This window comes from Microbispora rosea, assembly GCF_900156315.1.
GTDB lineage: Bacteria > Actinomycetota > Actinomycetes > Streptosporangiales > Streptosporangiaceae > Microbispora > Microbispora rosea.
The window spans coordinates 44,287-68,316 of the sequence record NZ_FTNI01000039.1; the positions used below are offsets into that span (position 1 = coordinate 44,287).

Here is a 24,030-nt window from a genome sequence, read left to right on the forward strand (position 1 = left end):
TTCGGCAGATCAGGCTTTTCTCATTCGGGAGACCAGCCCGGTGTCGTAGTTCCCGCTCACGAACTCGGGATGGTCGAGCAGCTCGGCGCAGAACGGCAGGTTGTGCTTCGGGCCCTCGATGCGGAACGCGGCGACGGCCTCCCTGCCCCGCTCCAGCGCCTCCTCACGGGTGGCGCCGACGACGCAGAGCTTGGCCATCAGCGGATCGTAGAACGGCGTGACGGTGTTGCCCGCCGCGTATCCCGAATCGACGCGCACCCCCTCGCCCACCGGCTCCTCCCATACCCCGATCTTGCCAGGACCCGGCAGGAACCTGCGGGGGTCCTCGGCGTAGACGCGGAACTCTATCGCGTGGCCGCTCACCCGCGGCTGGAGGGAGTAGGTCTCGCCGGCCGCGATCCGGATCTGCTGCTCCACGAGGTCGAGACCGGTGACCAGTTCGGTGACGGGGTGCTCCACCTGGAGCCGGGTGTTCATCTCCAGGAAGACGAAGTCCTGGGCGTCCGCGTCCACCAGGCACTCCACGGTGCCCGCGCCGCGATAGGCCACGGCCTCCCCCGCCCGTACGGCCGCCGCGAGCATCCGCTCGCGCAGCTCCGGGGTCACGCCGGGGGACGGGCTCTCCTCCACGACCTTCTGGTGGCGCCGCTGGACGGAGCAGTCGCGCTCGCCCAGGGCGACCACGGTGCCGTCGGCGAGGCCGAGGATCTGCACCTCGACGTGCCTGGCCCGCTCGATGTAACGCTCGAGCAGGATGGCCGGCTCGCCGCCGAAGCGGGCGGCCGCCCGGCACGCCTGCTCGAACGCCTTGGCCAGCGACTCGCTGTCGCGCGCCACGCCCATGCCGATCCCGCCGCCCCCGCCGGCCGCCTTCACCATCACGGGGAACCCGATCTCCTCGGCGGCTCGTTCGGCCTGCGCGAGGTCGGAGACCGGCTCCCTGGTCCCGGCGGCGACCGGCACGCCCGCGGACTCCATCAGGTTGCGGGCGTTGATCTTGTCGCCCATCTGCTCGATGGCCTTGGGGTCCGGGCCTATCCATACGAGACCGGCGTCGACCACCGCACGGGCGAACGCGGCGTTCTCCGCGAGGAACCCGTATCCGGGGTGCACCGCCTGCGCTCCCGTCGTACGGGCGGCCTGGAGAACCTTGTCGATGTCGAGGTAGCTCTGGGCCGGGTTCGCGGGCCCGAGGAGCACGGCGTCGTCGGCCTCACGCACGAACGGCAGATCGGCATCCGCCTCGGAGTGGACCGCGACGGCGCGCAGCCCCATGCTCCGCACCGTACGGATGATGCGGCGGGCGATTTCACCACGATTGGCGACGAGAACTGAGTCGAACACGCACCCAACTCTAGGATGATCCCCCGCTCCGTCCCCCCGCCCGTTCCGACTGAACGCGGGGGCCGAATCTGTAGGGTCGCCACAACAACGACGGGCTCGGCGTGCCGTTGGAGGCGGTCCGATGCTACGTCTGCTACAAGCGAGTGACGAGCACGAGCCGGTCGACGACGCGCGCCATCGCCTCCACCACCCCGGGGTCGTAAGCCGACCCCCCGTCGAGGCGCAGCCGCTCCAGTGCCGCCGCCGCGCGGTCCCTGTCGGTCGATCCGCCCACCAGGTCGTCGTAGGCGTTGGCGGCCTTGATGATGCGGCTGGCCGTGGGCGGGGACTCGCCGAGCGTCTCGCACTGCCGCCGGACGATCTCCGCGACGCCGTGGAGGACGCCGGTCTTCCTGATCACCTCGGCACCCAGCTCGGCGATCCGCCGCGCCTGAGCGGGGTCGGCCAGCACGGTCGCGCCGCCGGGGATCGGGTCGCGCAGCGACAGCTGGCCGATGTCGTGCATGAGCGCGGCGTACTCCAGCTCCAGCAGCTGCGGCTCCGCCATGCCCAGCTCCCGGCCGATGGCGACCGACAGCTGGCTGACGCGGCGCGAGTGGCCCGGCTCGACGTATCCGCCGACCTCGGTGACCCGGCTCAGCGCGCGCACGGTCTGCAGGTAGGTCGCCCGGATGCCGGCGTACTTGCGGAACGCCACCTGCGTGACGAGCAGCGGCGCGGCGAACGCGGGCAGCGCGGTCATGTCCATGCTGTGCGAGGCGAGCGCGAGCAGGATGCCCGACGCCGCGACGGCGGCGCCGAGCGGCGCGGCCATCCTGATCTCGTCCCGTACGGCCACGGCGAACGCGGTCCTGACCTGGTCGGCCCGGTGCATGGCCGCGATCACCACGTCGGCCACGAGCATGATCGTGACGAGCACGGCCATCACGCCGAGCGCCGGCCACCAGTTGCCGTTCCGGTCGCCGGTGTCCCGTGCGAGCTCCCCCAGCGGGCCGGTGAGCGGCCGGTAGGCGAAGGCGAGCAACGACCCGGCGAGCAGCCGCCGGGCCATCGCGTCGAGACGTGGCGGCCGGCCGACCGCCAGATGCGGCAGCCCGCCCGCGATCATGCCGACCGACATCACCGCCACGACCTGCAGGGCCGAGTGGTGCGCCGGCCGTCCGCCCACGTCGAGCAGCAGGGCGTATCCGAGGGAGGCGGCGGTGGAGATCGGGGCGACCTCGCGGTTGCCCGGCATCGTGAGCCGGGCCAGCTCTCCGGCCGCGATGAGCGCGCCGAACCCGATGGCGACCCGCGGATCGGTCAGGCCCTCCGCCGCCGTGTGGGCGATCCCCGCCACGGTCAGCATCCCGGCGGCGCAGATGAGCAGGAGCTGGCCCGAGTCGAGCCCCACCGGCCTGGCCGTCAGCCGACGCTCCCTCACCGCTCCGACACCACCTGGATGGGCGTCGTCGGGTCGTCGTGATCCTTCACGGTGGTTTCCACGGCGGCGTCGTCCAGGGGGACGGGCACCGGCTGCGCCATGTCCCAGCCGTGCCGGTCGAGCGCCTCGACGAACGCGCACACCATGTCGGGGTCGAACTGGGTCCCGGCGTTCTTGCGCAGCTCCGCCACCGCGAACTCGATCGACTTGGCCTTCCGGTAGGAGCGGTCGGAGGTCATGGAGTCGAACGCGTCGGCCACCGCGATGATCCGGGCGAACTCGGGGATCTCCGAGCCGGCCAGGCCCATCGGGTAGCCCCTGCCGTCATGTCGTTCGTGGTGGTGCATGATCCCGGCGAACGCCTCGTCGAGGAAGTCGATGCCCCGCACGATCTCCAGCCCGCGCATCGGATGGAGCTGGATCGCGGCGTACTCCTCCTCGGTCAGGCGGCCGTCCTTCTGCAGCACCTTGGTCGGCACGCCGAGTTTGCCCACGTCGTGGAGCATGCCCGCGTATCGGATCGCGCGCAGCCGCTCGGTGCCCATGCCGATCTCCTCAGCGATCATCGAAGACGCCGCGGAGACCCGCGTGCAGTGCCCGCGCGTGTAGTAGTCCTTCGTCTCCACCGCCTGGCACAGCGCGGCGATGGTCGCGTCGTACGCCCGTTGCTCGGCGTGGTAGTGCCCCAGCGCCCACCGGGCCACGAACAGCGGCAGCAGCACGAGCACGGCCGAGATCGACTGCACCGTCGACCACAGGGCCGCGATCAGCAGGCCGAAGGTGGCGAAGCCGACGTAGGAGCTCAGGAACTGCACCATCGCGCGGAGCGAGACCTGGTCTTTGTGCACCGCGGACGCCAGCCGCAGGATGACCGCGGTCAGCGCGAAGTTGACGGCCACGAAGACCACCGTCGCGGCGGCGTACGGCACGAGGATGCCCGGGAAGTCGGCCGGCTCCGGCAGGTGGGCCCGTCCCCCCGCGCTCTCGTACGCCCACCCGGCGGCGTAGCCGCACAGGGCGTACTGCGCGCCGTTGAACAGCCGTTTCACCATCGGCAGGCCGGGGCGCACGCTCACGACCGCGGCCAGCCCGACCAGGGCCGCGCCCTCCGGGCCGACCAGCACCACGGCGGCCAGCGCGGCGGAGAAGCTCACCGACACCGCGACGTGCGGCACGTTGAGCAGGGTCGGCACCGACTCACAGAGCAGGAAGAGCAGCGCCAGAACGAGAAGCGCCGACCAGTCCTCCGCCACGAGCCCGTGATGAACGAGGAGACCGCGCGTGATCACGAGACCGGCGGTTCCGACGAGTGCGACGAAGTAGACCCTGGCGGGCCACGGCAGTTCCCGCATGGCGGCCACCTTGAATGCGGTTCGGACCCGTGGGCCGGCCCTGCCGGACCGGCCCACGGGCAGTGACTACGTCCAGGAGATCCCCGGGGTGCCGGCCGCGAGACCGGCCAGAGCCACCACCGGAGTAAGCAGCGCCAGCGCCACTATCAGCCTGACGACGGTCTTCCCAAGCATTGCGCCGCCTCCACGTCGATGTCGCACTCAGGCTACAGAAGGGCCGACGGCGGATCTGGGATGTCGCGACCATCGCAGCCAAACCGTAACCAAGCAATCACACCGCGTGCAATTGCACCGGTTTGTCGCCACCTGCCGCGGACCCGAGCCGGGAAAGCCGCCGCGGCGGCCGGCGATCTCGGCATGCTCAACTAGTAACACGCCGCATCCGGTAATCAAAGCGATCAGACGAGCGCCTGCCGGGCCCATTCGACGGTGGCCTTGAGGCCCGTGGGCAGGTCGTGCCGGGGACGCCAGCCGAGGGCCTCGTACGCCGGAGCGGGGTCGACGGCCATCGCGGGGAGGTCGCCCAGGCGAGGAGGCTCGAAGCGCGGCTCGTCCGGCGCTCCGGCCGCCGCGGCGATCAGGCTGTGCAGCGCGCGGTCGGTGGTCTGGACGCCGGTGCCGAGGTTGACCCGGCGGCCGTCGCCGTGGGGCCCGCAGGCGCGGGCGAAGCCGTCCACCACGTCCTCCACGAAGACGTAGTCGCGCGTCTGGGAGCCGTCGCCGTACACGACCGTGGGCTTTCCCGCCAGCAGGGCGTCGGTGAAGATCGCGACCACTCCGGCCTCACCCTCGGGCGACTGGCGCGGCCCGTAGACGTTCGACAGCACGAGCGTGGTGTATTCGAGCCCGTGCAGCGCCCGGTAGGTGGCGAGGTACAGCTCACCGCCGAGCTTGGAGGCGGCGTACGGCGAGCGGGGATCTGTGGGGGCGTCGCCGGGGACCGGAATCACGGCCGGCCTGCCGTAGACGGCGACGGAGGAGGCGTAAACGATCTTTCGGGCCCCGGAGCGGCGAGCCGCCTCCAGGACGTTCACCGTGCCCTCGACGTTGATCCCGGCGTCGGCCACCGGGTCGGCCACGCTCCTGCGCACGCTGATCTGCGCGGCGAGGTGACAGACGACCTCCGGCCGCCAGCGCTCCGCGAGATCGGCCAGCGCGGGGTCGCGCACGTCCATGACGTGCAGGGGGGCGTCGGGGTTGCGCACGTGACCGGACGACAGGTCGTCCACCACCGCGACCTCGTGACCGTCCGCCAACAGCCGATCGACGAGGGTGGACCCGATGAACCCCGCCCCGCCGGTGACCAGTGCCCGCATGTCCCCGCCCTTCCCGGCCTTCCCGGCCTGTAACGGGAGATCCTAACGAGCATTGCCCCGGCCCGGCCCGATCACACCCCCGCGACGGAGGCGCGCTCCGCGGGGACAGGCACGGCGACAGAGCGTGGCGAAGGGGCGCGGCGAAGGGCCGCGCCGGCCGTCACCCTGCCGGGACCGCCGAGCTAGTCCGCCATCTCGGCGCGTACCTGCTCGATCCGGGTGAGCACCTTGCTGCGCAGGTCCTGCGGGACGGGGTCGCACCCGCAGTGTTTGGCCACGAGCCGTTTGACGGCCTCCTCGAGGCCGTACTCCTCCAGGCAGGGGGAGCACTCGTCGAGGTGCTTCCTGATCTCGGCGATGCGGTCGCTGTTCAGCTCACCGTCCAGGTAGGTGTACACCCGGTCGAGCACCTCGCTACACGGGGTGTCGTGGTGGTTCCCGCAGCTCATCGCTCCTCCTCGCCAAGCGTCCCGCCGTTACCCGCGCCGCGGGAGTCCGACCGCACGAGGCCGCGCTCGCGCGCGTAGTCCTCAAGCTGGTTACGCAGCTGCCGGCGTCCACGGTGGAGGCGCGACATCACGGTCCCGATGGGCGTGCCCATGATCTCGGCGATCTCCTTGTACGGGAAGCCCTCGACGTCCGCCAGATAGACGGCGATGCGGAACTCCTCGGGGAGCGCGGCGAGAGCGTCCTTCACGTCGCTGTCGGGAAGGTGTTCGAGCGCCTCGATCTCGGCCGACTTCAGCCCGCTCGACGTGTGCGACTCCGCCCGCGCGAGCTGCCAGTCCTCGATCTCCTCGGTGCCCGCCTGCTTGGGCTCCCGTTGCTTCTTCCGGTAGCTGTTGATGAACGTGTTGGTGAGGATGCGGTAGAGCCAGGCCTTGAGGTTCGTCCCCTCCTGGAACTGGTGGAAGGAGGCGAACGCCTTGGCGAAGGTCTCCTGCAGGAGATCCTCCGCATCCGCTGCGTTTCGGGTCATCCGGAGCGCGGCCGAGTAGAGTTGATCGAGAAACGGCATGACGTCGCGCTCGAACCGCTCACTGCGCTGCTCCAGAGTCTCCTCGGCTGTCTTGGAGACCGGACCCACCCCCTTCAGGACACCGTACCCAGCCGAGGATACCGGCCCGGCAAGGTCCAGCCCGTCGAGGCCTTCTGGCAGCACCAACGTCTTCATGCCCAACTGCAACAGGGCGGGCGTAGAGTCTGTTCCCGGTGCAGATTGAGGTGACGAACGGCCCGGTGCGGGGAAAAAAGTAAGCACCGGCTTGGTAGCCCGGAAACCGAGTTTCGCTGCCGCACGCCCATGCGCGGGGCAGCCAGAGTCCAGGAGTCGCTCGTGCTGCCTATACCGGCCAACGAACTCAACGGCCCGGGCACACTCGGGCCGTACTGGACCTTTTATCACGCGGTCGTCGCCGAACAGTTGCGCCAGTGGCTGCCCGGCCGTCCCTCCCTGCTGCTGGACCTGTCCGGCGGACGGGGGCGATGGCCGGCCCAGGCGGCGCGCGCCGGTCACCGGGTGATCGAGGTCATGGACTTCCGCAGGCCGGCGGAACCGTGGTTGCGCGACGCCTCCGAGCGGATACAGAAGGTGCGCGCCGACAACCTCGGCTTCCTGCCCGACTGCAGTGTGGACGGCGTGATCGCCGAGGAGCGCGCGCTGTCGGTCGAGATCATGGCCGAGTCCGTCGTCGAGGACGTGGCCCGGGTGCTGCGGCCCGGCGGGCGCGCGCTGCTGTGCGTCGACTCGCTGGTCCTCGGTATGGCGATCCTCGCCGAGCAGAACTACTGGGCGCACCTGTGCCAGACGGGCGAGGTCATGCTCATCCCCTGGCCCGACGGCAGCATCACCCGCTGCTTCACCAGTCAGCAGATACGCGAGCTGATCACCGGCGCCGGCCTGGAGGTGGAATGGGTGCGCCCGCGCACCGTGCTGTCCCCCTCCACCGTCGACCACGTGCTGAGCGGGGAGAGCAAGTCGCTGTCCTGGCTGGTCCGCACCGAGCTGGAGACGCAGGCCGACGGCGACGACACCGTCGGCATCCACCTGGTGGCGAGCGCCCGCAAGCCGTTGTGAACGCTCTAAGGGAACGCGGCGCGGACAGGCGCTCGCGGGAGGCTCGGGCGGATCACCTGCGGCGCTCGGCCCGCGACTGGCACTGCACGCAGCGGGCCGCCTCGGGGCGGGCCTCCAGCCTGCCCTCGGGCACGAGCGTGCCGCAGTCGACGCAGCGACCGTAACCGCCGTCGTCCAGCCGCCGCAGCGCGGCCAGCACGGCCGTACGCTGCCGGGAGGCGGCGTCGAGCATGGCCCGGGTCCGGTCCGCGTCGGTGAGGTCGGCTCCCGCGTCGGCGAGGCATCTGTCGCGCCCGGCGGCCGGATCCCCACGCAGCACGCTGATCGACCGGTCGAGCTCGGCGAGCATGCTTTCCAGGCGCATACGCGCGGTCGCGACGTCCACGGATCCGCACCTCCGGGAGTGGGGGAATCACCCGTCCAGGAGCCCCCGGTCTCCTGGTCGGTCAGCGGCCGGTCACCTACCGAGCGACCGCTTTCTCGAACGGATGCCCACTTCGCGCGCCGCCTACACCCCCGTCACGGGTCAGAGCAGGCGCGGGACGTCATCGCCCTCCAGGGCCTCGATCAGTTCGGGACCGTTGTGACGGACGCTGTTGACGGCGTCGGAAACGGCGTACGCCTCCAGCCGGTCCGGGCCGGCCGGGACGAGCAGGCCCGTGGGGTCGGTCACGCGCGGGTCGAGCCACTCCGTCCAGCGATCGCGCTCGACCATCATCGGCATCCGGTCGTGGATGCGGCCCAGCTTGTCCGTCGCCGTGGTGGTGATCACCGTGCAGGTGCACAGCCACTTCAGCGGGTCGTCGTCCGGGCGGGTGGGGTCCTTCCAGAACTCGTACAGACCGGCCATGGCGAGCACGCCGCCGTCGGCGGGATGGATGAAGAACGGCTGCTTCTTCTTGCCCTCCAGCGGCATCCACTCGTAGTAGCCGTCCGCCGGGATCAGGCAGCGCCGCGACTTCAGCGCCCTGCGGTAGGACGGCTTCTCCGCCACGGTCTCCACCCTGGCGTTGATCATCCGCGAGCCCACCGACGGGTCCTTGGCCCAGCTCGGCACGAGCCCCCACCGGACCACCCGCAGCTGCCTGACCGGCTCGTCGCCCGGGCGCTCGCCGTCGTCGTCCTTCTGCACACGGCTCATGACCGCGTAGACGTTCTTGGTGGGCGCGACGTTGTAGTCGGGCCGGAGCTCGCCGCCGGGCACCTGGTCGGGCACCCCGTCCAGCTCGACCTGGAACTCCTCCAGCAACTCCTGCTTCTTGCGCGCAGACGCGTACCTCCCGCACATGCCACCAAGACTGCCACGAAGTCGTGTCCCGGGGCGGGCCGCACCGTTCTCACGGCTTCTCACGACGGTGCGGACGAGCGTGCGCGCACTAAGCTTGCGGCATGGCCTCTCCGCAGTCCGCGTCCGGCGGCGCCGCGCCGCACGGCATCGATCAGAACGGCGTCGAGAACAACGGCGTCGAGAAGAGCGCCGGCGCACCGCTCTGGCCCGCCCCCGTGGCCGCCGAGCCGGTTCGCGCGACGGTCCGCCTGCCCGGCTCGAAGTCGGTGACCAACAGGGCGCTGCTGCTCGCCGCGCTGGCCGACGCCCCCGGCGCCGTACGGCTCGCACTGCGCAGCCGCGACGCCGACCTGATGGCGGCCGCGCTCCGCTCGCTCGGCGCCGAGATGACGCCGTCCAACGAGAGCGCCGACAGCGTGGACTGGTCGGTGACCCCTCATCCCGTACGCGGCGGGGCGTCGATCGGCGTCGGGCTGGCCGGGACCGTCATGCGGTTCGTGCCCCCGGTCGCCGCGCTGGCCGACGGGCCGGTCTTCTTCGACGGCGACCCCCACGCCCGCAAGCGGCCGATGGGCCCGATCCTGGGCGCGCTGCGCGCGCTCGGCGCGTCGGTGGACAACGACGCGCTGCCGTTCACGATCCGCGGACCGATCCCCGGCGGCGAGGTCACCCTCGACGCCTCGGTCTCCTCGCAGATGGTCTCCGGACTGCTGCTGGCCGCCGCGCGCTTCGAGAAGGGCGTGACGGTGCGGCACGACGGCCCGCCCGTCCCGTCGATGCCGCACATCGAGATGACCGTGCAGATGCTGCGCCAGGCGGGCGTCGACGTGGACGACTCCGAGCGCGACGTGTGGCGGGTGCAGCCCGGCCCGATCCGGGCCAGGGACGTCACGGTCGAGCCCGACCTGTCGAACGCCGCTCCCTTCCTCGCGGCGGCCCTGGTCACCGGCGGCTCGGTCGTCGTACCGGACTGGCCGGAGGAGACGACGCAGGGCGGCGACGCGCTGCGCGAGCTGCTCGCCGAGATGGGCGCGCGGGTCGAGCGGGTGCCGGAGGGCCTGCGGGTCACCGGCGAGGGCGCAGTGCGCGGCATCGACGCCGACCTGCGCGACGTCAGCGAGCTCACCCCCACGATCGCCGCGCTCGCCGCGCTGGCCGACGGGCCGTCCCGCATCCGGGGCGTGGCGCACATCCGGGGGCATGAGACCGACCGGATCACCGCCCTCGCCACGGAGATCAACCGGCTGGGCGGCGACGCCCGGGAGACCGACGACGGCCTGGACATCCACCCCCGGCCGCTGACCGGCGGCGTCTTCCACTCCTACGCCGACCACCGCATGGCCACGGCGGGCGCGGTCATCGGCCTGGTCGTGCCGGGCGTCGAGGTCGAGGACATCGCGACGACATCCAAGACACTGCCCGAATTCCCGCGCATGTGGGCCGCGATGCTGGGCAGCGCGCCAGGCGAGGAGACGGCATGAGCGAGCGGCTGATCCCCGGACGATCGGGGCGCGGGCACTGAGAAAGCGGCATTACGACGAGGACGACGTCAGGGTCAGGCCGGGCAAGGGCTCACGGCCGCGGACCCGGATCCGGCCTGCCCACAGCGAGGCCGTCGAGGGCTTCGTGGTGGCCGTCGACCGCGGGCGTTACACCTGCCTGGTCGGTGAGGGCGTCCCCCGCTCCACGACGCCGAAGAAGCGGCGGGGCGAGCGCACCCTCGTCGTGGCCATGAAGGCCCGCGAGCTCGGCCGCAAGGGCATCGTGGTGGGCGACCGCGTGGCGCTGGTGGGCGACGTGACCGGGCAGCCCGACACGCTGGCGCGCATCGTCCGCGTGGAGGAGCGCACCTCGATGCTGCGCCGCAGCGCCGACGACGTGGACGACATCGAGCGCCCCATCGTCGCCAACGCCGACCAGTTGGTCATCGTCACCGCGCTCGCCGATCCCCCGCCACGGCCCCGGATGATCGACCGGATGCTCGTCGCGGCCTACGACGCCGACATCGAGCCGCTGCTGTGCCTGACCAAGGCCGACCTGGCCCCCGCCGACGACCTCGTCGCGCTGTACGAGCCTCTCGGCGTGCCGTACGTGGTCGTGCGCAAGGGCGGCCCGGTCGACGACCTGGCCGAGGCGCTCGCGGACCGGCTCAGCGTGCTGGTCGGGCACTCCGGGGTCGGAAAGTCGACCCTGGTCAACGCGCTGGTGCCGCACGCCCACCGGGCCGTGTCCCATGTGAACGCCGTCACCGGCCGCGGCAGGCACACCTCCACCTCCGCGGTCGCCCTGGAACTGCCGGAGGGCGGCTGGATCATCGACACCCCCGGGGTGCGCAGCTTCGGGCTCGCCCACATCTCGGTGGAGACCGTGCTCGCCGCCTTCCCCGACCTGGTGGACGCCACAACCGAATGCCCCAAGGGCTGCACCCACCTCGGCGACGACTGCGCCCTCGACCGCTACGTCGCGGAGGGGCACGCGGAGCCCGCACGCCTGGAGTCCCTGCGGCGGCTGCTCGCCAGCCGCGAGGGCTCTTCCGACGAAGACTAGAACGACGCGCTCCGGCTGAAGGCGAGCATCACGGCGAGTGCTCCGAGCATGCTCCCCATGGCGATCCGCTGGGCTCGCAGCCACGCCGGCCGGTGCGCCAGGAATCCCGCGACGCTTCCGGCGGCCAGCACGATCGAGAAATTCACCGTCGCGGCCACCGCGATCTGGAAAAGGCCGAGAACGACGCCCTGCGCCAGCACGTTCCCCGCTCGGATATCGACGAACTGCGGAATGACGGAGACATAAAGAATGGCGATCTTCGGATTGAGCAGGTTCGTCATCAGTCCCATGGCGAAAAGCCGGGGCGGCGGGTCGTGCGGCACGTCCCGCACGGTGAACACCGAAGCGCCGCCCGGCCTGATCGTCTTCCAGGCGAACCACATCAGGTAACCCGCCCCGGCCAGCCGTATCGCCGTGAGAACCTGCGGGACCGCGGCGAACAGCGCCGCCAGGCCGAGATTCGTCGCCGTCAGATAGACGAGGAATCCCGCCACCACTCCGCTCAACGAGATTATTCCGGCCCGGCGTCCCTGACTGATGCTCCGCGATACGAGATACATCATGTTCGGGCCCGGAGAGAGCACCATTCCGAGCGCCACGGACACGACACCCAGCACCGCATTCGGTTCGACCATGACGCCGCCCTCTCCTCGCAGGTCATCAATGCCGGTCCGGACGGCCTCCTCAGGCTATTTCACTCCGAACAATAAATGCAATATTGGATATTGCTCTCGGAGCAATATTGTGTTTGAATCGGACACCGTGCCACGAAGAGGGGGCGGCGATGGAGGACTACCGTGAGCTGGCCGACGAGGTCGCCGCGGACATCGCGGCCGGGCGGCTCAGGCCGGGGGACCGGCTTCCTCCGCAGCGGGACTTCGCCCGGCGGCGCGGCATCGCCGGCTCCACGGCGGCGCGCGTCTACGCGGAGCTGACCCGCCGCGGCCTCACGGTCGGCGAGGTCGGCCGTGGCACCTTCGTCCGCGCCTCCGCCCGGCGGCCAGGGACCGCCCTGGCCGAACCGAGCGGCACCAGGGTCGACCTCGAACTCAACTATCCCGTCATCCCCGAGCAGGCCGGCCTGCTCGGGGACGGCATCAGGCCGCTGCTGCGCCCCGATGTGCTGGAGGCGTCCATGCGGCCGGTGGGCGCGGCGGGCACTCCTCACGCCCGCGAGGCCGTCGCGGACCTGCTCGCCCGGGCCGGCTGGCGCCCCGACCCGGCGCGGGTGCTCTTCGCCGGCAACGGCCGCCAGGCGATCGCGGCCGTCATCGCCGCGCTGGTCCCGCCGGGTGCGCGGCTGGGCGTCGAGGAGCTCACCTACCCCGTCGTGAAGACGATCGCCGCGCGGCTCGGGGTCACCCTCGTCCCCCTGCCGGTCGACGGGGCGGGCCTGGTGCCCGAGGCTGTCGAGGCCGCCGCCCGCAAGGCTCCGCTGAGAGCGGTCTACCTCCAGCCGACGCTGCACAACCCGCTGTCGCTCACCATGCCGGTCGAGCGCCGCGCCGAGCTCGCGGCCGTGCTGGAGCGGCTGGACGTGCCCGCGATCGAGGACGGCATCTGGTCGTTCCTGCGGCACGAGGCACCACCGCTCGCCGCCGTGGCGCCCGAGCGCACGATCCTCGTCGACAGCCTCTCCAAACGGCTCGCGCCGGGGCTGACCGTCGGATTCGCCGTCGTTCCCGAGGCCGTCGTCCCCCACGTGACCGCGGCGCTGCACTCGGGGGGCTCCGCGCCGCCGCGGTTCGCGCTGGAGGCGGCGGTCCGGCTCGCCGGCGACGGCATCGTGGAATCGCTGAGCCGGGGCAAGCGGCGGGACGCCGAGGCCCGGCAGGAGATCGCGAGACGCCACCTGGGCGAGTTCGCCGTCCGCGGCGATCCGCGGTCCTACTACTGCTGGTGGGAGCTTCCGCCGCCGTGGCGGGCCGACACGTTCGTGGCCGCCGCCGCACGGCACGGCATCGCCGTCACCCCGGCGGCGGCCTTCGCCGTCGGCGACAACCGCACCCCGAACGCCGTCCGTCTCGGCCTGGCCTCTCCCCCGCCCGAGACGCTGGCACGCGCCCTGGCCACCCTCGCCGGGCTCGCCCGTTCCTCGCCGGACGATCTGCTGGCCGAGTGAGCCGTGTGAGGGGTCAGGCCGCGCGGTTGGGGCGCAGGGTCCAGGAGACGGTCATCTCCGAGACGACGACGTCTTCGGCGTTGCGGATCTCGACGGCGACCTCGAACTCGGGCCGCTCCCCCGCGTCCAGCAGGGCGACGACCGCCTCCCGCTCGGCCCGGAGGGTGGCGGCGGCGGTGACCTCGCCCATCGCGAGCTTGCGGTAGCCGATCCTCGCCTCGGTCGCCAGCGGCACGGCGCGGGAGAGCTGGTCGCCGAAGGCCGACAGCATGGCCGCGCCCGAGGCGGTCTCGGCCAGCGTGAACAGGGCGCCGGCGTGCGGGCCGCCGACGTGGTTTCGCAGGTCTCCCCGGTCGGCCAGGCGGGCGACCGCCTCACCGGAGCCGATCGAGTCGAACGTGATGCCGAGCAACCGCGCGAACGGAACGCTGTCGAGCATGAAGGCGCCGATGTCCATGGCCGGGATGTTACCTGTCGGTATGGCTTGGAGTGATTCTTCCACTGATGTCAGCAGGTCGCGGCACGATACGTTGGCCCTGTGACGGAGTACCGCGACGACCTGCACCTCGCGCATCTGCTGGCGGACGCCGCCGACGACATCACGATGCGCCGTTTCAAGGCCGTGGACCTCAAGGTCGACACCAAGCCCGACCTCACGCCGGTCAGCGACGCCGACCGGGCCGTGGAGGAGGCGATCCGCGGCACGCTGCGCCGTGCCCGGCCCCGCGACGCCGTCGTGGGCGAGGAGTTCGGGATGACCGGCTACGGCATGCGCTCCTGGATCGTCGACCCGATCGACGGCACCAAGAACTACGTACGCGGAGTCCCCGTGTGGGCCACGCTGATCGCGCTGATGGAGCACGGCAAGGTCGTCGTGGGCGTGGTCTCGGCCCCGGCGCTCGGCCGCCGCTGGTGGGCCGCCAAGGAGAGCGGCGCGTGGAGCGGACGGAGTCTGAGCAAGGCCACGCGCTGCGAGGTGTCCTCGGTCGGCCGTCTCGACGACGCCTCCTTCTCGTTCTCCGACCTGGACGAATGGGAGAAGGCAGGGCGGCTCGACCCGTTCCTCGACCTCACCAGGGAGTGCTGGCGCACACGCGGCTACGGCGACTTCTGGTCGCACATGATGGTCGCCGAGGGCGCCGTGGACATCTCCGCCGAGCCGGAGCTGTCCCCCTGGGACATGGCCGCTCTCACGATCATCGTCGAGGAGGCCGGCGGCTCCTGCACCTCGCTCGACGGCGCCGCGCCCCTCGACGGCGGCAACCTCGTCTGCACCAACGGCCTGCTCCACGGCGAGGTCCTCAAGCGCCTGTCACCGCGCTGAGCCGCCTCCCGGCTTTCCGGATCACTTGGGCAGTCACCGCCTTCGCGGCCCGGTGGGACTGCCCAAAAAAATGCCCTTGTAAGGGTATTTTTCAGCGTAAACAGTGGTGAAATCCGGCCGACTCGGCGGGAATTCGTGTTCCTCTTGTGACACCCACACCGCCAACCGGCTCCTCGTGGATCGCGTCGAAATACCGGACGCGCAAGCGGCCTCCCCAGCCCACGAGTGGATCGAGCCGGAATAACGACGATGAGCGCACCAGCCAAACCCCGGAAAGCCCAAGACGATCAGGGCGACAAGGAGCGGAGAAACGCCCGGAGAATAGCGTGGATCAGCGGCATCCTGACCTTTGCCGGCACGCTCATCACCGCCGGATCGGCGGTCGCGGTCGCCGTCATCACCTCCCCCGACGCGGTGCGGGACGTCGTCGGAGACAGGATCGCGGTGACCCACACGGCCACGGCGACGGCGACGGTCACCACCACGGTCACCGCAGGCCCGGCGGCCCCTTCCCCGCAGGCGAGCGCGGCGGACGCCACTACGGGCGGCACCGCCGCCACGTCCCTGACCCGCCCGGCCGCCGTCGACGTCGACGGCTGCGGCCCGCCGGGAGGGTTCAGCAACGACTGGCTCGACCGCTCGGTCACCCTCGCGGGTTCGGACGAGCAGTTCAACGCCATGACGTGCCGTGTCGAGAGCTCGGGCGCCGTGGCCGGATACCTCGACTACGTGGTGCCACAGAACGCGACCACGTTCACGGCGAAAGTGGGAATCGACCGCGCGTCACCCAACACGTCGGCGAGAGTGCGATTCTCCGTCGTCGACCTTGACGACAACGTGCTCGCCCAACAGGTGGCGACGTACACGAACGCACCGGGCATCACCGCCCGGGTCTCGGGAGTGCCGCGAATCCGCCTCAAAATGACGGTCGTCAAGAGCAGCGGTGTCTCGGGCTCGAACTATTTCCGGTCCGCGTGGATAAATCCCTCCTTCGGCTGACACATATCCTTTCGGAGTTCCTTGTGGCTGTCACAGCGCGAGGACGTCGCCCGCGGCGGTGAGGAGGCTGCCGCGGTACGCCTCGCCGAACAGGCAGACGTGGACGGCGAGCGGGTGCAGCTGATGCAGGGGCACGCGCTCGCGCCACCCGTCCGCGAGGGGCGCCGCCTCGCGATAGGCCGCGAGGATCGTGTTGAGGTGCGGCGCCCCGAACAGCGCCAGCATCGCGAGGTCGGTCTCCCTGTGGCCGCCGTGGGCGGCCGGGTCGACCAGCACGACCTCGTCCGCGGACCACAGCAGGTTTCCGCTCCACAGGTCGCCGTGGATCCGGCTCGGCGGCTCCGCCGGCCCGGCGACCTCCGCCACCCGGTCGCACGCCTCCTCGGCCAGCTCCACGTCCGCGGCCGACAGCGCGCCGCGGTCGCGCGCGAGCCGTACGAACGGGAGCACGCGGCGGGACACGTAGAACGACGGCCAGTCCGGCGCGGGCTCGTTGCCCATCGGAAGCTCGGCGATGTAGCCGGGCCAGGGGGCGCCGAAGCCGTCGGCGCCGGCCGCGTGCAGGGCGGCCAGCGCACGCCCGAACCGCTCGGCGGCCCCGGCCGTCGCGGGTGCGGTGTCGATCCACTCCAGCACCAGCGTGCCGCCGTCCGCGGAGATCACCTCGGGGACGGCGACCGCCCCCGGCTCGGCCAGCCAACGCAGCCCCGCCGCCTCGCTGTCGAGAACGGCGGACGCGTCCGAGCTTCTCTTGACGAACACCCGGCGGCCGTCGCCGAGCACGCCCTCGTGCAGCGTCCAGGCGTGCCCGCCACCGAGATCCCTAGTGATCCTCAAGGTGCTTCGCCACCCCCTCGCAGGCGGCCTCGACCATCCGCAGCACCTCGACGAAGCCCTCGCGTCCGCCGTAGTAGGGGTCGGGCACCTCGGCGCCCTCGGGGGCGGCCGGGTCGAACGACCGCAGCAGCCGCACGTCCGCCTCCGGCGGGGCGATCCGCCGGAGGGCGCGCAGGTTGTCGCGGTCCATCACGAGGATGAGGTCGCGCTCGGCGAACCACGCCCGGTCGAACTGGCGGGCCCGGTGGGACGAGCCGTCGTAGCCGTGGTCGGCCAGCGTGGCCGCGGCCCGCTCATCCATCGGCTCCCCCGCATGCCAGCCGCCGGTGCCGGCGCTGTCCACCTCCACGTCGAGCCCGCGTTCGGCCAGCGTACGGCGCAGCACCACCTCGGCCATCGGCGATCGGCAGATGTTCCCCATGCAGACCAGACATACACGCTTCATGAACTCAATCCTCTCCCATAACGCCCGTGACCTGCTCGTTATCTCTTCTCAGGCCTCCCAAGAGCGACCAGGGGCGTTCACTGCCCGTTCACCTTTACCAAGGGTTTAGGTCACCTTGGCTCCCTACCGTCCCTGGTGTTGAGAAGACATGGGGAGGAACAACCGTGAAGTATGCAGGCCGGCTCGCCGCCGCCACTATCGTCGGCGTGCTCTCGCTCGCCGCATGCGGGACCGATGACAACACGAGCACCGCGGGGGGCACCTCCAGCGCCGCCGCTCCCGCTCAGGGCGACGACACGCTGAAGGGCACCATCAACGCCGCCGGCTCCTCGGCCCAGGCGAACGCCATCGCGGAGTGGAAGAAGAACTTCCAGTCGTCGAACCCCGGCGTCAGCATCAACTACAACCCGAGCGGCTCCGGCGCCGGTGTCCAGGCGTTCATCCAGGGCACGGTGGCCTTCGCCGGCTCCGACTCGGCCCTGAACGACGAGAAGGGCGAGCCCGCCCAGGCCGACGCCCGCTGCAAGACCGGCAAGGCGATCAACCTGCCGATGGTGACCGGCCCGGTGGCCGTCGTCTACAACCTGCCGGGCGTGGACGGCCTCCAGCTCTCGCCGAAGACCATCGCCGGCATCTTCAACAGCAAGATCACCAAGTGGGACGACCCGGCCATCAAGGCCGACAACCCCGACGCGCAGCTGCCCTCGACCGCCATCCAGGCGTTCCACCGCTCGGACGAGTCGGGCACCAGCGACAACTTCACCAAGTTCATGAAGGCCACCGCCGACGCGGACTGGCCGTACGAGCCGGCCAAGGCGTGGCCCGCCGAGGCGCAGGGCCAGGGCTCCAAGGGCTCGGACGGCATCGCGTCCAGCGTCAAGAGCACCGAGGGCGCGATCAGCTACGTCGAGCTGTCCTTCGCCGACAACTCGCAGCTGCAGAAGGCCAAGGTCGCCAACGGCGCCGGCGAGTACGTCGAGCTCACGCCGGAGAGCGCGGGCAAGACCGTCGAGGCCGCGGAGATCGCGGGCACCGGCAACGACCTCAAGCTGAAGATCGACTACGGCACCAAGGCCGCGGGCGCCTACCCGATCGTGCTCGTGACGTACGAGATCACCTGCGAGAAGGGCCTCGCGGCCGAGGACGTGACCCTGGTCAAGTCGTTCCTGACCTACACCTCCAGCGACGAGGGCCAGCAGGCGCTGACCAGCCTCGGCTACGCCCCGCTGCCGTCGAGCCTGCTCGGCAAGGTCCGCACCGCCGTCGAGGCGATTTCCTAACAGATGGCGACATCAACCAGAACCAGGGAGAGCGGGCCGGCCATGCGCCGGTCCGCCTTCCGGCGCAGCCGCGGCGACGGCCCGTTCCGCTTCGCCTCGACCGGGGCCGGTGTCGTCCTTCTGGCGATCATGGCCGCGATCGGGGTGTTCCTGGTCGTCAAAGCCGTCCCCGCCCTCCAGGCGAACACGTCCCACTTCCTGACCGAGCTGACCTGGCAGCCGAACGCCACCAAGCCGGTCTTCGGCATCGCGGCGCTCGCCTTCGGCACCGTGCTGAGCTCGCTGCTCGCGCTGCTCATCGCCACCCCTGTGGCGATCGGCGTCGCGTTGTTCATCTCGCACTACGCGCCCCGGCGGCTCGCCTCCGTCCTGGGCTACGTGGTGGACCTCCTCGCGGCGGTCCCCAGCGTGGTGTACGGCCTGTGGGGCGTCACCTTCCTCGTGCCGTTCATGCTCGGCCCGTCGAAGTTCCTCAACGACTACCTCGGCTGGATCCCGCTCTTCGGCGGTGACACCGTGGTCGGCAAGAGCATGCTCACCGCGTCGCTCGTGCTCGCGATCATGATCCTGCCGATCATCGCCGCGATCTCCCGCGAGGTCTTCCTGCAGGCCCCCAAGATGCAGGAAGAGGCCGCGCTCGCGCTCGGCGCGACGCGCTGGGAGATGATCAGGATGTCGGTCCTGCCGTTCGGCCGGCCCGGCGTCATCAGCGCCGCCATGCTCGGCCTCGGCCGCGCGATGGGCGAGACGATCGCGGTCGCGCTCATCTTCCCCGCGACGTTCAAGATCTCGTTCCAGATCCTCGGCCCGTCCGGCAACAGCATCGCCGCCAACATCGCCAACGGCTTCGGCGAGGCGACCGAGGTGGGTCGCGGCGCGCTGATCGCCTCGGGTCTCGTCCTGTTCGTCATCACCCTGCTGGTGAACATGGGCGCCCGCTTCGTCATCGCCCGCCGCAAGGAGTACGCGAGGGCCGCAGCATGACCGTACAGACCGGAATCCAGCCGATCTCCGCGGCCCGGCGAGCCAAGGACCGCTTCGTCCAGGTGCTCGTCTACCTGGCGTTCGCGCTCGCGGTCATCCCGCTGCTGTCGGTGCTGTGGCTCGTCGTCAAGAACGGCATGGGCCGCTTCGACATGGAGTTCCTCACCCACTCCATGCGCAACATCGGAGCACGCGACGCCGGCGGCGGCGCCTACCACGCCATCGTCGGCACCCTCGAACAGGTCCTGCTGGCCTCGCTCATCGCGGTCCCGATCGGCCTGCTCACCGCCGTCTACCTCGTCGAGTACGGCGAGGGCGGACGGCTGTCACGCACGATCAGCTTCTTCGTGGACGTCATGACCGGCGTCCCTTCCGTCGTTTCCGGGCTCTTCGTCCTGGCCTTCTGGATCCTCGTGCTCGGCATGCCGTTCTCCGGCTTCGCCGGCGCGCTCGCCCTGTCGATCCTGATGATGCCGGTCGTGGTCAGGTCGGCCGAGGAAATGCTCCGCCTGGTCCCCCGGGAGCTGCGCGAGGCGTCGTACGCGCTGGGCGTGCCCAAGTGGCGCACCATCGTCAAGGTCGTGCTGCCCACGGCCTTCACCGGAATCGTGACCGGCGTCATGCTGGCCGTGGCCCGCGTCGCCGGCGAGACCGCGCCGCTGCTGCTGACCGTCTTCATCACCGACTCCATCAACGTCGACCCGTTCAACGGTCCCCAGATGGGGCTTCCGCTGTACGTCTTCGATCAGGCCGGCCGTCCAACGGACACCGCGATCGACCGGGCCTGGACCGGCGCGCTCACGCTGATCCTGATCGTCATGCTGCTCAACCTGGTCGCACGCCTCATCACCTGGTGGCGTTCGCCCGCGAGGAGGAGGTAAGGAATGGCCAAGCAGATCGAAGTCGCGGGACTCGACGCGTACTACGGCTCGCACAAGGCGATCGAGGGCATCTCGATGACGATCGAGCCGCGCTCGGTGACGGCCTTCATCGGCCCCTCGGGCTGCGGGAAGTCGACGTTCCTGCGGACCCTCAACCGGATGCACGAGGTCATCCCCGGCGCCCGGGTCGAGGGCAAGGTCCGCCTCGAGGACCAGGACCTGTACGGCGCGGACGTCGACCCGGTGTCGGTCCGCCGGACCATCGGCATGGTCTTCCAGCGGCCGAACCCCTTCCCCACGATGTCCATCTTCGACAACGTGGCGGCCGGCCTCAAGCTGAACGGCCGCTTCTCCCGATCGGAGCTGGACGGCATCGTCGAGGACTCGCTCAAGGGCGCCAACCTCTGGAACGAGGTCAAGGACCGGCTGGGCAAGCCGGGCGCGGGCCTGTCCGGCGGTCAGCAGCAGCGCCTCTGCATCGCCCGCGCGATCGCCGTACGCCCGCAGGTGCTGCTCATGGACGAGCCGTGCTCGGCGCTCGACCCCATCTCGACGCTGGCGATCGAGGACCTGATCTCCCAGCTCAAGCAGGACTACACGATCGTGATCGTGACGCACAACATGCAGCAGGCCGCCCGGGTCAGCGACAAGACCGCGTTCTTCAACCTGGCCGCGCAGGGTCAGCCGGGCAAGCTCGTCGAGATGGACGAGACCTCGAAGATCTTCACCAACCCGGCCGAGAAGGCGACCGAGGACTACATCACGGGCCGCTTCGGCTGATGCCCGCTTCCGGCTGACTGCATTGGAGGGACCTGGGTGACGGCACCCGCAGTGGAGGGGGACACTCGGACGGCGCCCATGCTCCTGGTGGCCGATTCGGACGCGGGTCTGGTGCGGCAGCTCTCGGCGGCGATGCAGGCCGAGGGGGTCGACGTCACCGGCGTCCCGGACGGCGCCCAGGCGCTGTTGCAGGCCGGGGCGCTCCGGCCCGACGCCGTGCTGATCTCCGCCTCCCTCCCCATCGTCGGCCCCGTCGAGTTCGTCCGCGCCGTACGGCGCATGCGAGCCGTGCCCGTCCTGCTCGGCATCGACTTCGGAGGCGATGCCGAGCAGGCCCTGCAGGCTCTGGAGGCGGGCGCGACGGCCTGCGTGGCCAGGCCATACCGCGTGCCCGAGCTTCTCCCCCTCGTCCAGGCGGCATTCCGGCGGCAGGACGGCCACCGGACCGTGCTGACGATCGGCGACGTGGAGCTCGACGTGACGGCGTATCAGGTGAAGGTCGGCGGCCGCGTCGTGCACCTGCCGCTGCGCGAGTTCGAGCTGCTGCACTTTCTGATGCGCAACGCGGACAGAACGGTCACCCGCGAGCAGATCATGCGCAACGTCTGGCACTCGGCCGACGGGACGTCCACCAACACCATCGCCGTCCACGTCAAACGCCTGCGCGCGCGGCTGGGCGACGTGGAGGACACGATGATCCAGACCGTCCGGGGAGTGGGCTACCGGTTGGTCACCGGCTGACCCCACCGGGGCAGGTGGCTGCCGGACCGCACCGAAGCGGTCCGCTCGGACGCAGCGGCACGCGGACGGCCTCCGGACCGCGAACCCCGGACGACCGGAAGGTCCTGGCCTCACGACCGGGATCTCAGCACGTCGATCTCACAGCCCGGCGCGAACGGGTCGAAGCCGTGCTCGAGCAGCCAGCGGACATTCGACAGGCTTCGCAACGACCACCACGCGCGGATCACGTCGAGGTCGACGCCGGTGCCGTAGCCGGCGACGACGTCGCCGAGATGCTCCTCGTGTCCGAGCGTCAAGGTGGCGAGGTCGTACAGGGCGTCACCCTGGCCGGCCTCGGACCAGTCGATGATGCCCGTGATCTCGTCGCCGTCGACGAACACGTGATCGACCTGCAGGTCGCCGTGAGTGAAGACCGGTGTCCACTGCCGGAGCGCGGCCTCGGCGACCCGGCGGTTGCGGGCGACCAGGCCGGCGGGCAGGACGCCGTTCGTCACGAGCCACTCGCACTCGCCATCGAGATCCGCCGTCAACTCGTCGAGGCCCCGGCCGGCCTGGCCGGGCCTGGGCGGCACCGGCGCGTCATGCAACCTCCGGACGGCGGCTCCCGCCGCGGCCCACGCTGCCGGGGACGCGGTCGACGGCTCGCCGAGGCGGCCCAGCGCCGTCCCCGGAAGTGCGGCGATCGCGAGCACCGGCGGCTTGTGCCACAGGACCTTCGGAGTCGGGACCGGCACCACGGCCATCGCCTCGACCTCGGCGTCGATGCGCGCCCGATCGGCGTCCACCTTCAGGAACACGTCACCGACGCGCAGGGTCGCGCGCTCGGAATGGGCGACGACCACTTTGACCTCATCCATGGGCGACCAGTATCCCGAGGATGATCGTCGACGTCACCGGGTTGATGGCCCTCAGGCGAAGGTACGGCCGAGGTGGGCCAGACCGGCGTCCGCGTACGATCGCACGCCCGAGCCCGCCCGGACGCCTGAGCACAGGCCATAGGCGATGTCCTCCAGCAGCGCGCACCGGGCGTAGAAGACGACCCGCTCGTGGTCCGCGTCGTCGTGGCGGCCCTCGTAATACATCAGCGTCCGCTCGTAGACCTCGGGCCCGAGGTCCCGGTAGACGAGCGCCAGGTCGTACGCGGGATCGGCGATGGCCGCGTCGGTCCAGTCGATGACGCCCGTCAGGGCGCTCGACTCGACGTCCACCAGCAGGTGCTCGCTGCCCAGGTCGTTGTGGCAGAACAACAACAGGCCGGGCTCGGCAGGGGCCGCGGCGCCGAGGAAGTCCTCGACCTGTCGCCGGGCCGCCAGCGGCACCTGGGCGACGATGTCCCGGTAATGCCCTTCGGCCTCCTCCAGGAGCTCGCTCAACGGAAAGGTGTCACGCGGTACGAACGCCTCCATCCGCTCCACCGGCGCCGCGTGAACCCGGCTCAGGAAATCGCCCAGGGGAGCCGCCAGACGCGGGGGCTCTTTGACCGGGTGCAGGTTCAGCGGACGGCCCGGCAGCTTGCGATACGCGATCACGCCCGCCTCCTCGTCCACGAAAATCGGCTGCGGCACCGGCAGCGGCGACAGCTCACTCACGACCGCGAGCAACGCCGCCTCTCGCCGCACCGCTTCACCACGCAGAGCTGAGTCGCGATGGAGAGCTGGAGCACCGCGGAGATCCGACTCACTGCGAAGAGCCGAATCGGCCTGTAGATCTGTGTCACCGCTGGGAGCCGAGTCGCCATTGGGAGCCGCGTAGTCTCGGGCAGTCAAATCATCACGGGCGGCCAAATCACCACTGGCAGCCGAGCCGCCTTGGGGAGCCGAGCCGCTATGGGGAGCCCAATCATCGATCTTGCTCTGCCGTATGACCAACTCACCGTTGACCTCGTATGCCGCGTTGTCCTGTCCCTCGCCCAGCCGTTCGACGGTTCTGACCTCGTAGCCGGACAGGTGGCGGGCCAACAAGCGGATGATTCGCTCGGTCACCTCCGCAACCCTAGCCATTAGCGAGATGGTCGGGCGTGGTGGAGCATCACTGCACCTGGAGCCGAATGCTTCGTAGTCGGTGGAGCGTTGCGCCCAGTTGGCCCGGGGGTTCGGTGAGCGGGGTTGGGGTCGGCTTGCTTCACGGTCGGGGTCGCGGTAGGTGGGGTGGAGTTGGGGTCGGGGGGTTGGGACGTCACTGCGCCGGCCGGAAGCTCCGGTCCTCGCGAAGCCCGCTCCGCTGGGCCTTCGCTGCGGTCCTCCCTCCCGCCCGCTCCGCTCCTCCCGCACCACCGCTCGCGCCGCCGACA

25 protein-coding genes are annotated in these 24,030 nt (G+C 70.7%); 11 read left to right on the plus strand and 14 right to left on the minus strand.

The genetic code is table 11. The annotated features are described in order from the left end of the window. Positions 1–9: 9 nt before the first annotated feature. From BXA11_RS36970 to BXA11_RS36995, 6 genes are all read right to left on the minus strand, one after another. Positions 10–1,344: an acetyl-CoA carboxylase biotin carboxylase subunit gene (locus BXA11_RS36970; RefSeq protein ID WP_076442194.1), complete on the minus strand. Its 1,335-nt coding sequence runs from the start codon at positions 1,342–1,344 to the stop codon at positions 10–12. A gap of 133 nt (positions 1,345–1,477) precedes the next feature. Continuing rightward, positions 1,478–2,767 carry an HD-GYP domain-containing protein gene (locus tag BXA11_RS36975; RefSeq protein ID WP_051762494.1) on the minus strand — a complete coding sequence of 430 codons (1,290 nt, stop codon included), beginning with the start codon at positions 2,765–2,767 and terminating at the stop codon, positions 1,478–1,480. Continuing rightward, the gene (locus tag BXA11_RS36980; protein WP_076442196.1) at positions 2,764–4,119 is read right to left on the minus strand and encodes an HD-GYP domain-containing protein; all 1,356 of its coding nucleotides are present in this window, start codon (positions 4,117–4,119) and stop codon (positions 2,764–2,766) included. The genes BXA11_RS36975 and BXA11_RS36980 overlap by 4 nt, the downstream gene beginning before the upstream one ends. A gap of 398 nt (positions 4,120–4,517) precedes the next feature. Then, complete coding sequence (locus BXA11_RS36985; RefSeq protein ID WP_076442198.1) at positions 4,518–5,435, minus strand: NAD-dependent epimerase/dehydratase family protein; 918 nt, start codon at positions 5,433–5,435, stop codon at positions 4,518–4,520. A gap of 182 nt (positions 5,436–5,617) precedes the next feature. Further along, entirely contained in the window at positions 5,618–5,884 is a 267-nt protein-coding gene (rsrA, locus tag BXA11_RS36990) for a mycothiol system anti-sigma-R factor (protein WP_076442200.1), read from the minus strand. Next, positions 5,881–6,522, minus strand: coding sequence for a sigma-70 family RNA polymerase sigma factor (locus BXA11_RS36995; RefSeq protein ID WP_076442202.1), 642 nt, complete (start codon positions 6,520–6,522; stop codon positions 5,881–5,883). Before BXA11_RS36995 ends, rsrA begins: the two co-directional genes overlap by 4 nt. Before the next feature lie 249 nt (positions 6,523–6,771). On the opposite strand from BXA11_RS36995, the gene BXA11_RS37000 reads away from it, so the two are divergent. Beyond that, positions 6,772–7,512 carry a class I SAM-dependent methyltransferase gene (locus tag BXA11_RS37000; protein WP_083744851.1) on the plus strand — a complete coding sequence of 247 codons (741 nt, stop codon included), beginning with the start codon at positions 6,772–6,774 and terminating at the stop codon, positions 7,510–7,512. A gap of 52 nt (positions 7,513–7,564) precedes the next feature. Here BXA11_RS37000 and BXA11_RS37005 read toward each other — a convergent pair whose 3' ends face one another. After that, entirely contained in the window at positions 7,565–7,897 is a 333-nt protein-coding gene (locus tag BXA11_RS37005) for a TraR/DksA family transcriptional regulator (RefSeq protein ID WP_030511427.1), read from the minus strand. Between the two features lie 141 nt (positions 7,898–8,038). After that, entirely contained in the window at positions 8,039–8,800 is a 762-nt protein-coding gene (locus tag BXA11_RS37010; RefSeq protein WP_076442204.1) for an SOS response-associated peptidase, read from the minus strand. Positions 8,801–8,901: 101 nt separating this feature from the next. On the opposite strand from BXA11_RS37010, the gene aroA reads away from it, so the two are divergent. Further along, positions 8,902–10,281: a 3-phosphoshikimate 1-carboxyvinyltransferase gene (aroA, locus tag BXA11_RS37015; protein WP_083744852.1), complete on the plus strand. Its 1,380-nt coding sequence runs from the start codon at positions 8,902–8,904 to the stop codon at positions 10,279–10,281. A 37-nt stretch (positions 10,282–10,318) separates the two neighbouring features. Next, a complete protein-coding gene (gene rsgA / locus BXA11_RS37020) occupies positions 10,319–11,347 on the plus strand; it encodes a ribosome small subunit-dependent GTPase A (RefSeq protein ID WP_076442207.1) in 1,029 nt (342 codons plus the stop codon). On the opposite strand, the gene BXA11_RS37025 is transcribed toward rsgA, so the two are convergent. Beyond that, entirely contained in the window at positions 11,344–11,982 is a 639-nt protein-coding gene (locus BXA11_RS37025) for a LysE family translocator (RefSeq protein WP_076442210.1), read from the minus strand. The genes rsgA and BXA11_RS37025 overlap by 4 nt on opposite strands. A gap of 149 nt (positions 11,983–12,131) precedes the next feature. On the opposite strand from BXA11_RS37025, the gene BXA11_RS37030 reads away from it, so the two are divergent. Next, positions 12,132–13,469, plus strand: coding sequence for an aminotransferase-like domain-containing protein (locus BXA11_RS37030; RefSeq protein WP_076442212.1), 1,338 nt, complete (start codon positions 12,132–12,134; stop codon positions 13,467–13,469). 13 nt (positions 13,470–13,482) lie between these two features. Here the strand turns inward: BXA11_RS37030 and BXA11_RS37035 are convergent, their stop codons facing one another. Beyond that, the gene (locus BXA11_RS37035) at positions 13,483–13,926 is read right to left on the minus strand and encodes a DUF4442 domain-containing protein (RefSeq protein WP_076442214.1); all 444 of its coding nucleotides are present in this window, start codon (positions 13,924–13,926) and stop codon (positions 13,483–13,485) included. Between the two features lie 81 nt (positions 13,927–14,007). Here BXA11_RS37035 and hisN point away from each other — a divergent pair, with 81 nt between their 5' ends. Both hisN and BXA11_RS37045 read left to right on the plus strand, forming a co-directional pair. Then, positions 14,008–14,793 (plus strand): histidinol-phosphatase, encoded by a 786-nt coding sequence (gene hisN / locus BXA11_RS37040; RefSeq protein WP_030511419.1) that lies wholly within the window; start codon positions 14,008–14,010, stop codon positions 14,791–14,793. A 249-nt stretch (positions 14,794–15,042) separates the two neighbouring features. Then, a complete protein-coding gene (locus BXA11_RS37045) occupies positions 15,043–15,792 on the plus strand; it encodes an NPCBM/NEW2 domain-containing protein (protein ID WP_076442216.1) in 750 nt (249 codons plus the stop codon). Positions 15,793–15,822: 30 nt separating this feature from the next. Here BXA11_RS37045 and BXA11_RS37050 read toward each other — a convergent pair whose 3' ends face one another. Beyond that, positions 15,823–16,629, minus strand: coding sequence for a fructosamine kinase family protein (locus tag BXA11_RS37050; protein ID WP_076442219.1), 807 nt, complete (start codon positions 16,627–16,629; stop codon positions 15,823–15,825). After that, positions 16,616–17,074 carry a low molecular weight protein-tyrosine-phosphatase gene (locus tag BXA11_RS37055; protein WP_076442221.1) on the minus strand — a complete coding sequence of 153 codons (459 nt, stop codon included), beginning with the start codon at positions 17,072–17,074 and terminating at the stop codon, positions 16,616–16,618. Before BXA11_RS37055 ends, BXA11_RS37050 begins: the two co-directional genes overlap by 14 nt. 164 nt (positions 17,075–17,238) lie before the next feature. Here BXA11_RS37055 and pstS point away from each other — a divergent pair, with 164 nt between their 5' ends. The 5 genes from pstS to BXA11_RS37080 are packed head-to-tail and all read left to right on the plus strand — an operon-like array spanning position 17,239 to position 21,740. Further along, positions 17,239–18,354 (plus strand): phosphate ABC transporter substrate-binding protein PstS, encoded by a 1,116-nt coding sequence (gene pstS, locus BXA11_RS37060; protein WP_076442224.1) that lies wholly within the window; start codon positions 17,239–17,241, stop codon positions 18,352–18,354. 42 nt (positions 18,355–18,396) lie between these two features. Then, positions 18,397–19,338: a phosphate ABC transporter permease subunit PstC gene (gene pstC, locus BXA11_RS37065; protein ID WP_231514129.1), complete on the plus strand. Its 942-nt coding sequence runs from the start codon at positions 18,397–18,399 to the stop codon at positions 19,336–19,338. Beyond that, entirely contained in the window at positions 19,335–20,219 is an 885-nt protein-coding gene (gene pstA, locus BXA11_RS37070) for a phosphate ABC transporter permease PstA (protein WP_030511413.1), read from the plus strand. The genes pstC and pstA overlap by 4 nt, the downstream gene beginning before the upstream one ends. A gap of 3 nt (positions 20,220–20,222) precedes the next feature. Beyond that, complete coding sequence (gene pstB / locus BXA11_RS37075) at positions 20,223–20,999, plus strand: phosphate ABC transporter ATP-binding protein PstB (protein ID WP_030511412.1); 777 nt, start codon at positions 20,223–20,225, stop codon at positions 20,997–20,999. 36 nt (positions 21,000–21,035) lie between these two features. Further along, a complete protein-coding gene (locus tag BXA11_RS37080; protein WP_231514128.1) occupies positions 21,036–21,740 on the plus strand; it encodes a response regulator transcription factor in 705 nt (234 codons plus the stop codon). Positions 21,741–21,850: 110 nt separating this feature from the next. Here BXA11_RS37080 and BXA11_RS37085 read toward each other — a convergent pair whose 3' ends face one another. Continuing rightward, complete coding sequence (locus BXA11_RS37085) at positions 21,851–22,597, minus strand: phosphotransferase family protein (RefSeq protein WP_076442226.1); 747 nt, start codon at positions 22,595–22,597, stop codon at positions 21,851–21,853. Between the two features lie 51 nt (positions 22,598–22,648). Further along, positions 22,649–23,740 (minus strand): phosphotransferase family protein, encoded by a 1,092-nt coding sequence (locus BXA11_RS37090; RefSeq protein ID WP_076442228.1) that lies wholly within the window; start codon positions 23,738–23,740, stop codon positions 22,649–22,651. Positions 23,741–24,030: the final 290 nt, after the last annotated feature.

Excerpts from the sequence above, each read along its gene's own strand:
- BXA11_RS36980 (WP_076442196.1), bottom strand. The coding sequence starts at position 4,119 with ATGCGGGAACTGCCGTGGCCCGCCAGGGTCTACTTCGTCGCACTCGTC.
- BXA11_RS36985 (WP_076442198.1), bottom strand. The coding sequence starts at position 5,435 with ATGCGGGCACTGGTCACCGGCGGGGCGGGGTTCATCGGGTCCACCCTC.
- rsrA (WP_076442200.1), bottom strand. The coding sequence starts at position 5,884 with ATGAGCTGCGGGAACCACCACGACACCCCGTGTAGCGAGGTGCTCGAC.
- BXA11_RS37010 (WP_076442204.1), bottom strand. The coding sequence starts at position 8,800 with ATGTGCGGGAGGTACGCGTCTGCGCGCAAGAAGCAGGAGTTGCTGGAG.
- aroA (WP_083744852.1), top strand. The coding sequence starts at position 8,902 with ATGGCCTCTCCGCAGTCCGCGTCCGGCGGCGCCGCGCCGCACGGCATC.
- BXA11_RS37025 (WP_076442210.1), bottom strand. The coding sequence starts at position 11,982 with ATGGTCGAACCGAATGCGGTGCTGGGTGTCGTGTCCGTGGCGCTCGGA.
- BXA11_RS37030 (WP_076442212.1), top strand. The coding sequence starts at position 12,132 with ATGGAGGACTACCGTGAGCTGGCCGACGAGGTCGCCGCGGACATCGCG.
- BXA11_RS37035 (WP_076442214.1), bottom strand. The coding sequence starts at position 13,926 with ATGGACATCGGCGCCTTCATGCTCGACAGCGTTCCGTTCGCGCGGTTG.
- BXA11_RS37045 (WP_076442216.1), top strand. The coding sequence starts at position 15,043 with ATGAGCGCACCAGCCAAACCCCGGAAAGCCCAAGACGATCAGGGCGAC.
- BXA11_RS37055 (WP_076442221.1), bottom strand. The coding sequence starts at position 17,074 with ATGAAGCGTGTATGTCTGGTCTGCATGGGGAACATCTGCCGATCGCCG.
- pstC (WP_231514129.1), top strand. The coding sequence starts at position 18,397 with ATGCGCCGGTCCGCCTTCCGGCGCAGCCGCGGCGACGGCCCGTTCCGC.
- pstA (WP_030511413.1), top strand. The coding sequence starts at position 19,335 with ATGACCGTACAGACCGGAATCCAGCCGATCTCCGCGGCCCGGCGAGCC.
- pstB (WP_030511412.1), top strand. The coding sequence starts at position 20,223 with ATGGCCAAGCAGATCGAAGTCGCGGGACTCGACGCGTACTACGGCTCG.
- BXA11_RS37085 (WP_076442226.1), bottom strand. The coding sequence starts at position 22,597 with ATGGATGAGGTCAAAGTGGTCGTCGCCCATTCCGAGCGCGCGACCCTG.
- BXA11_RS37090 (WP_076442228.1), bottom strand. The coding sequence starts at position 23,740 with ATGGCTAGGGTTGCGGAGGTGACCGAGCGAATCATCCGCTTGTTGGCC.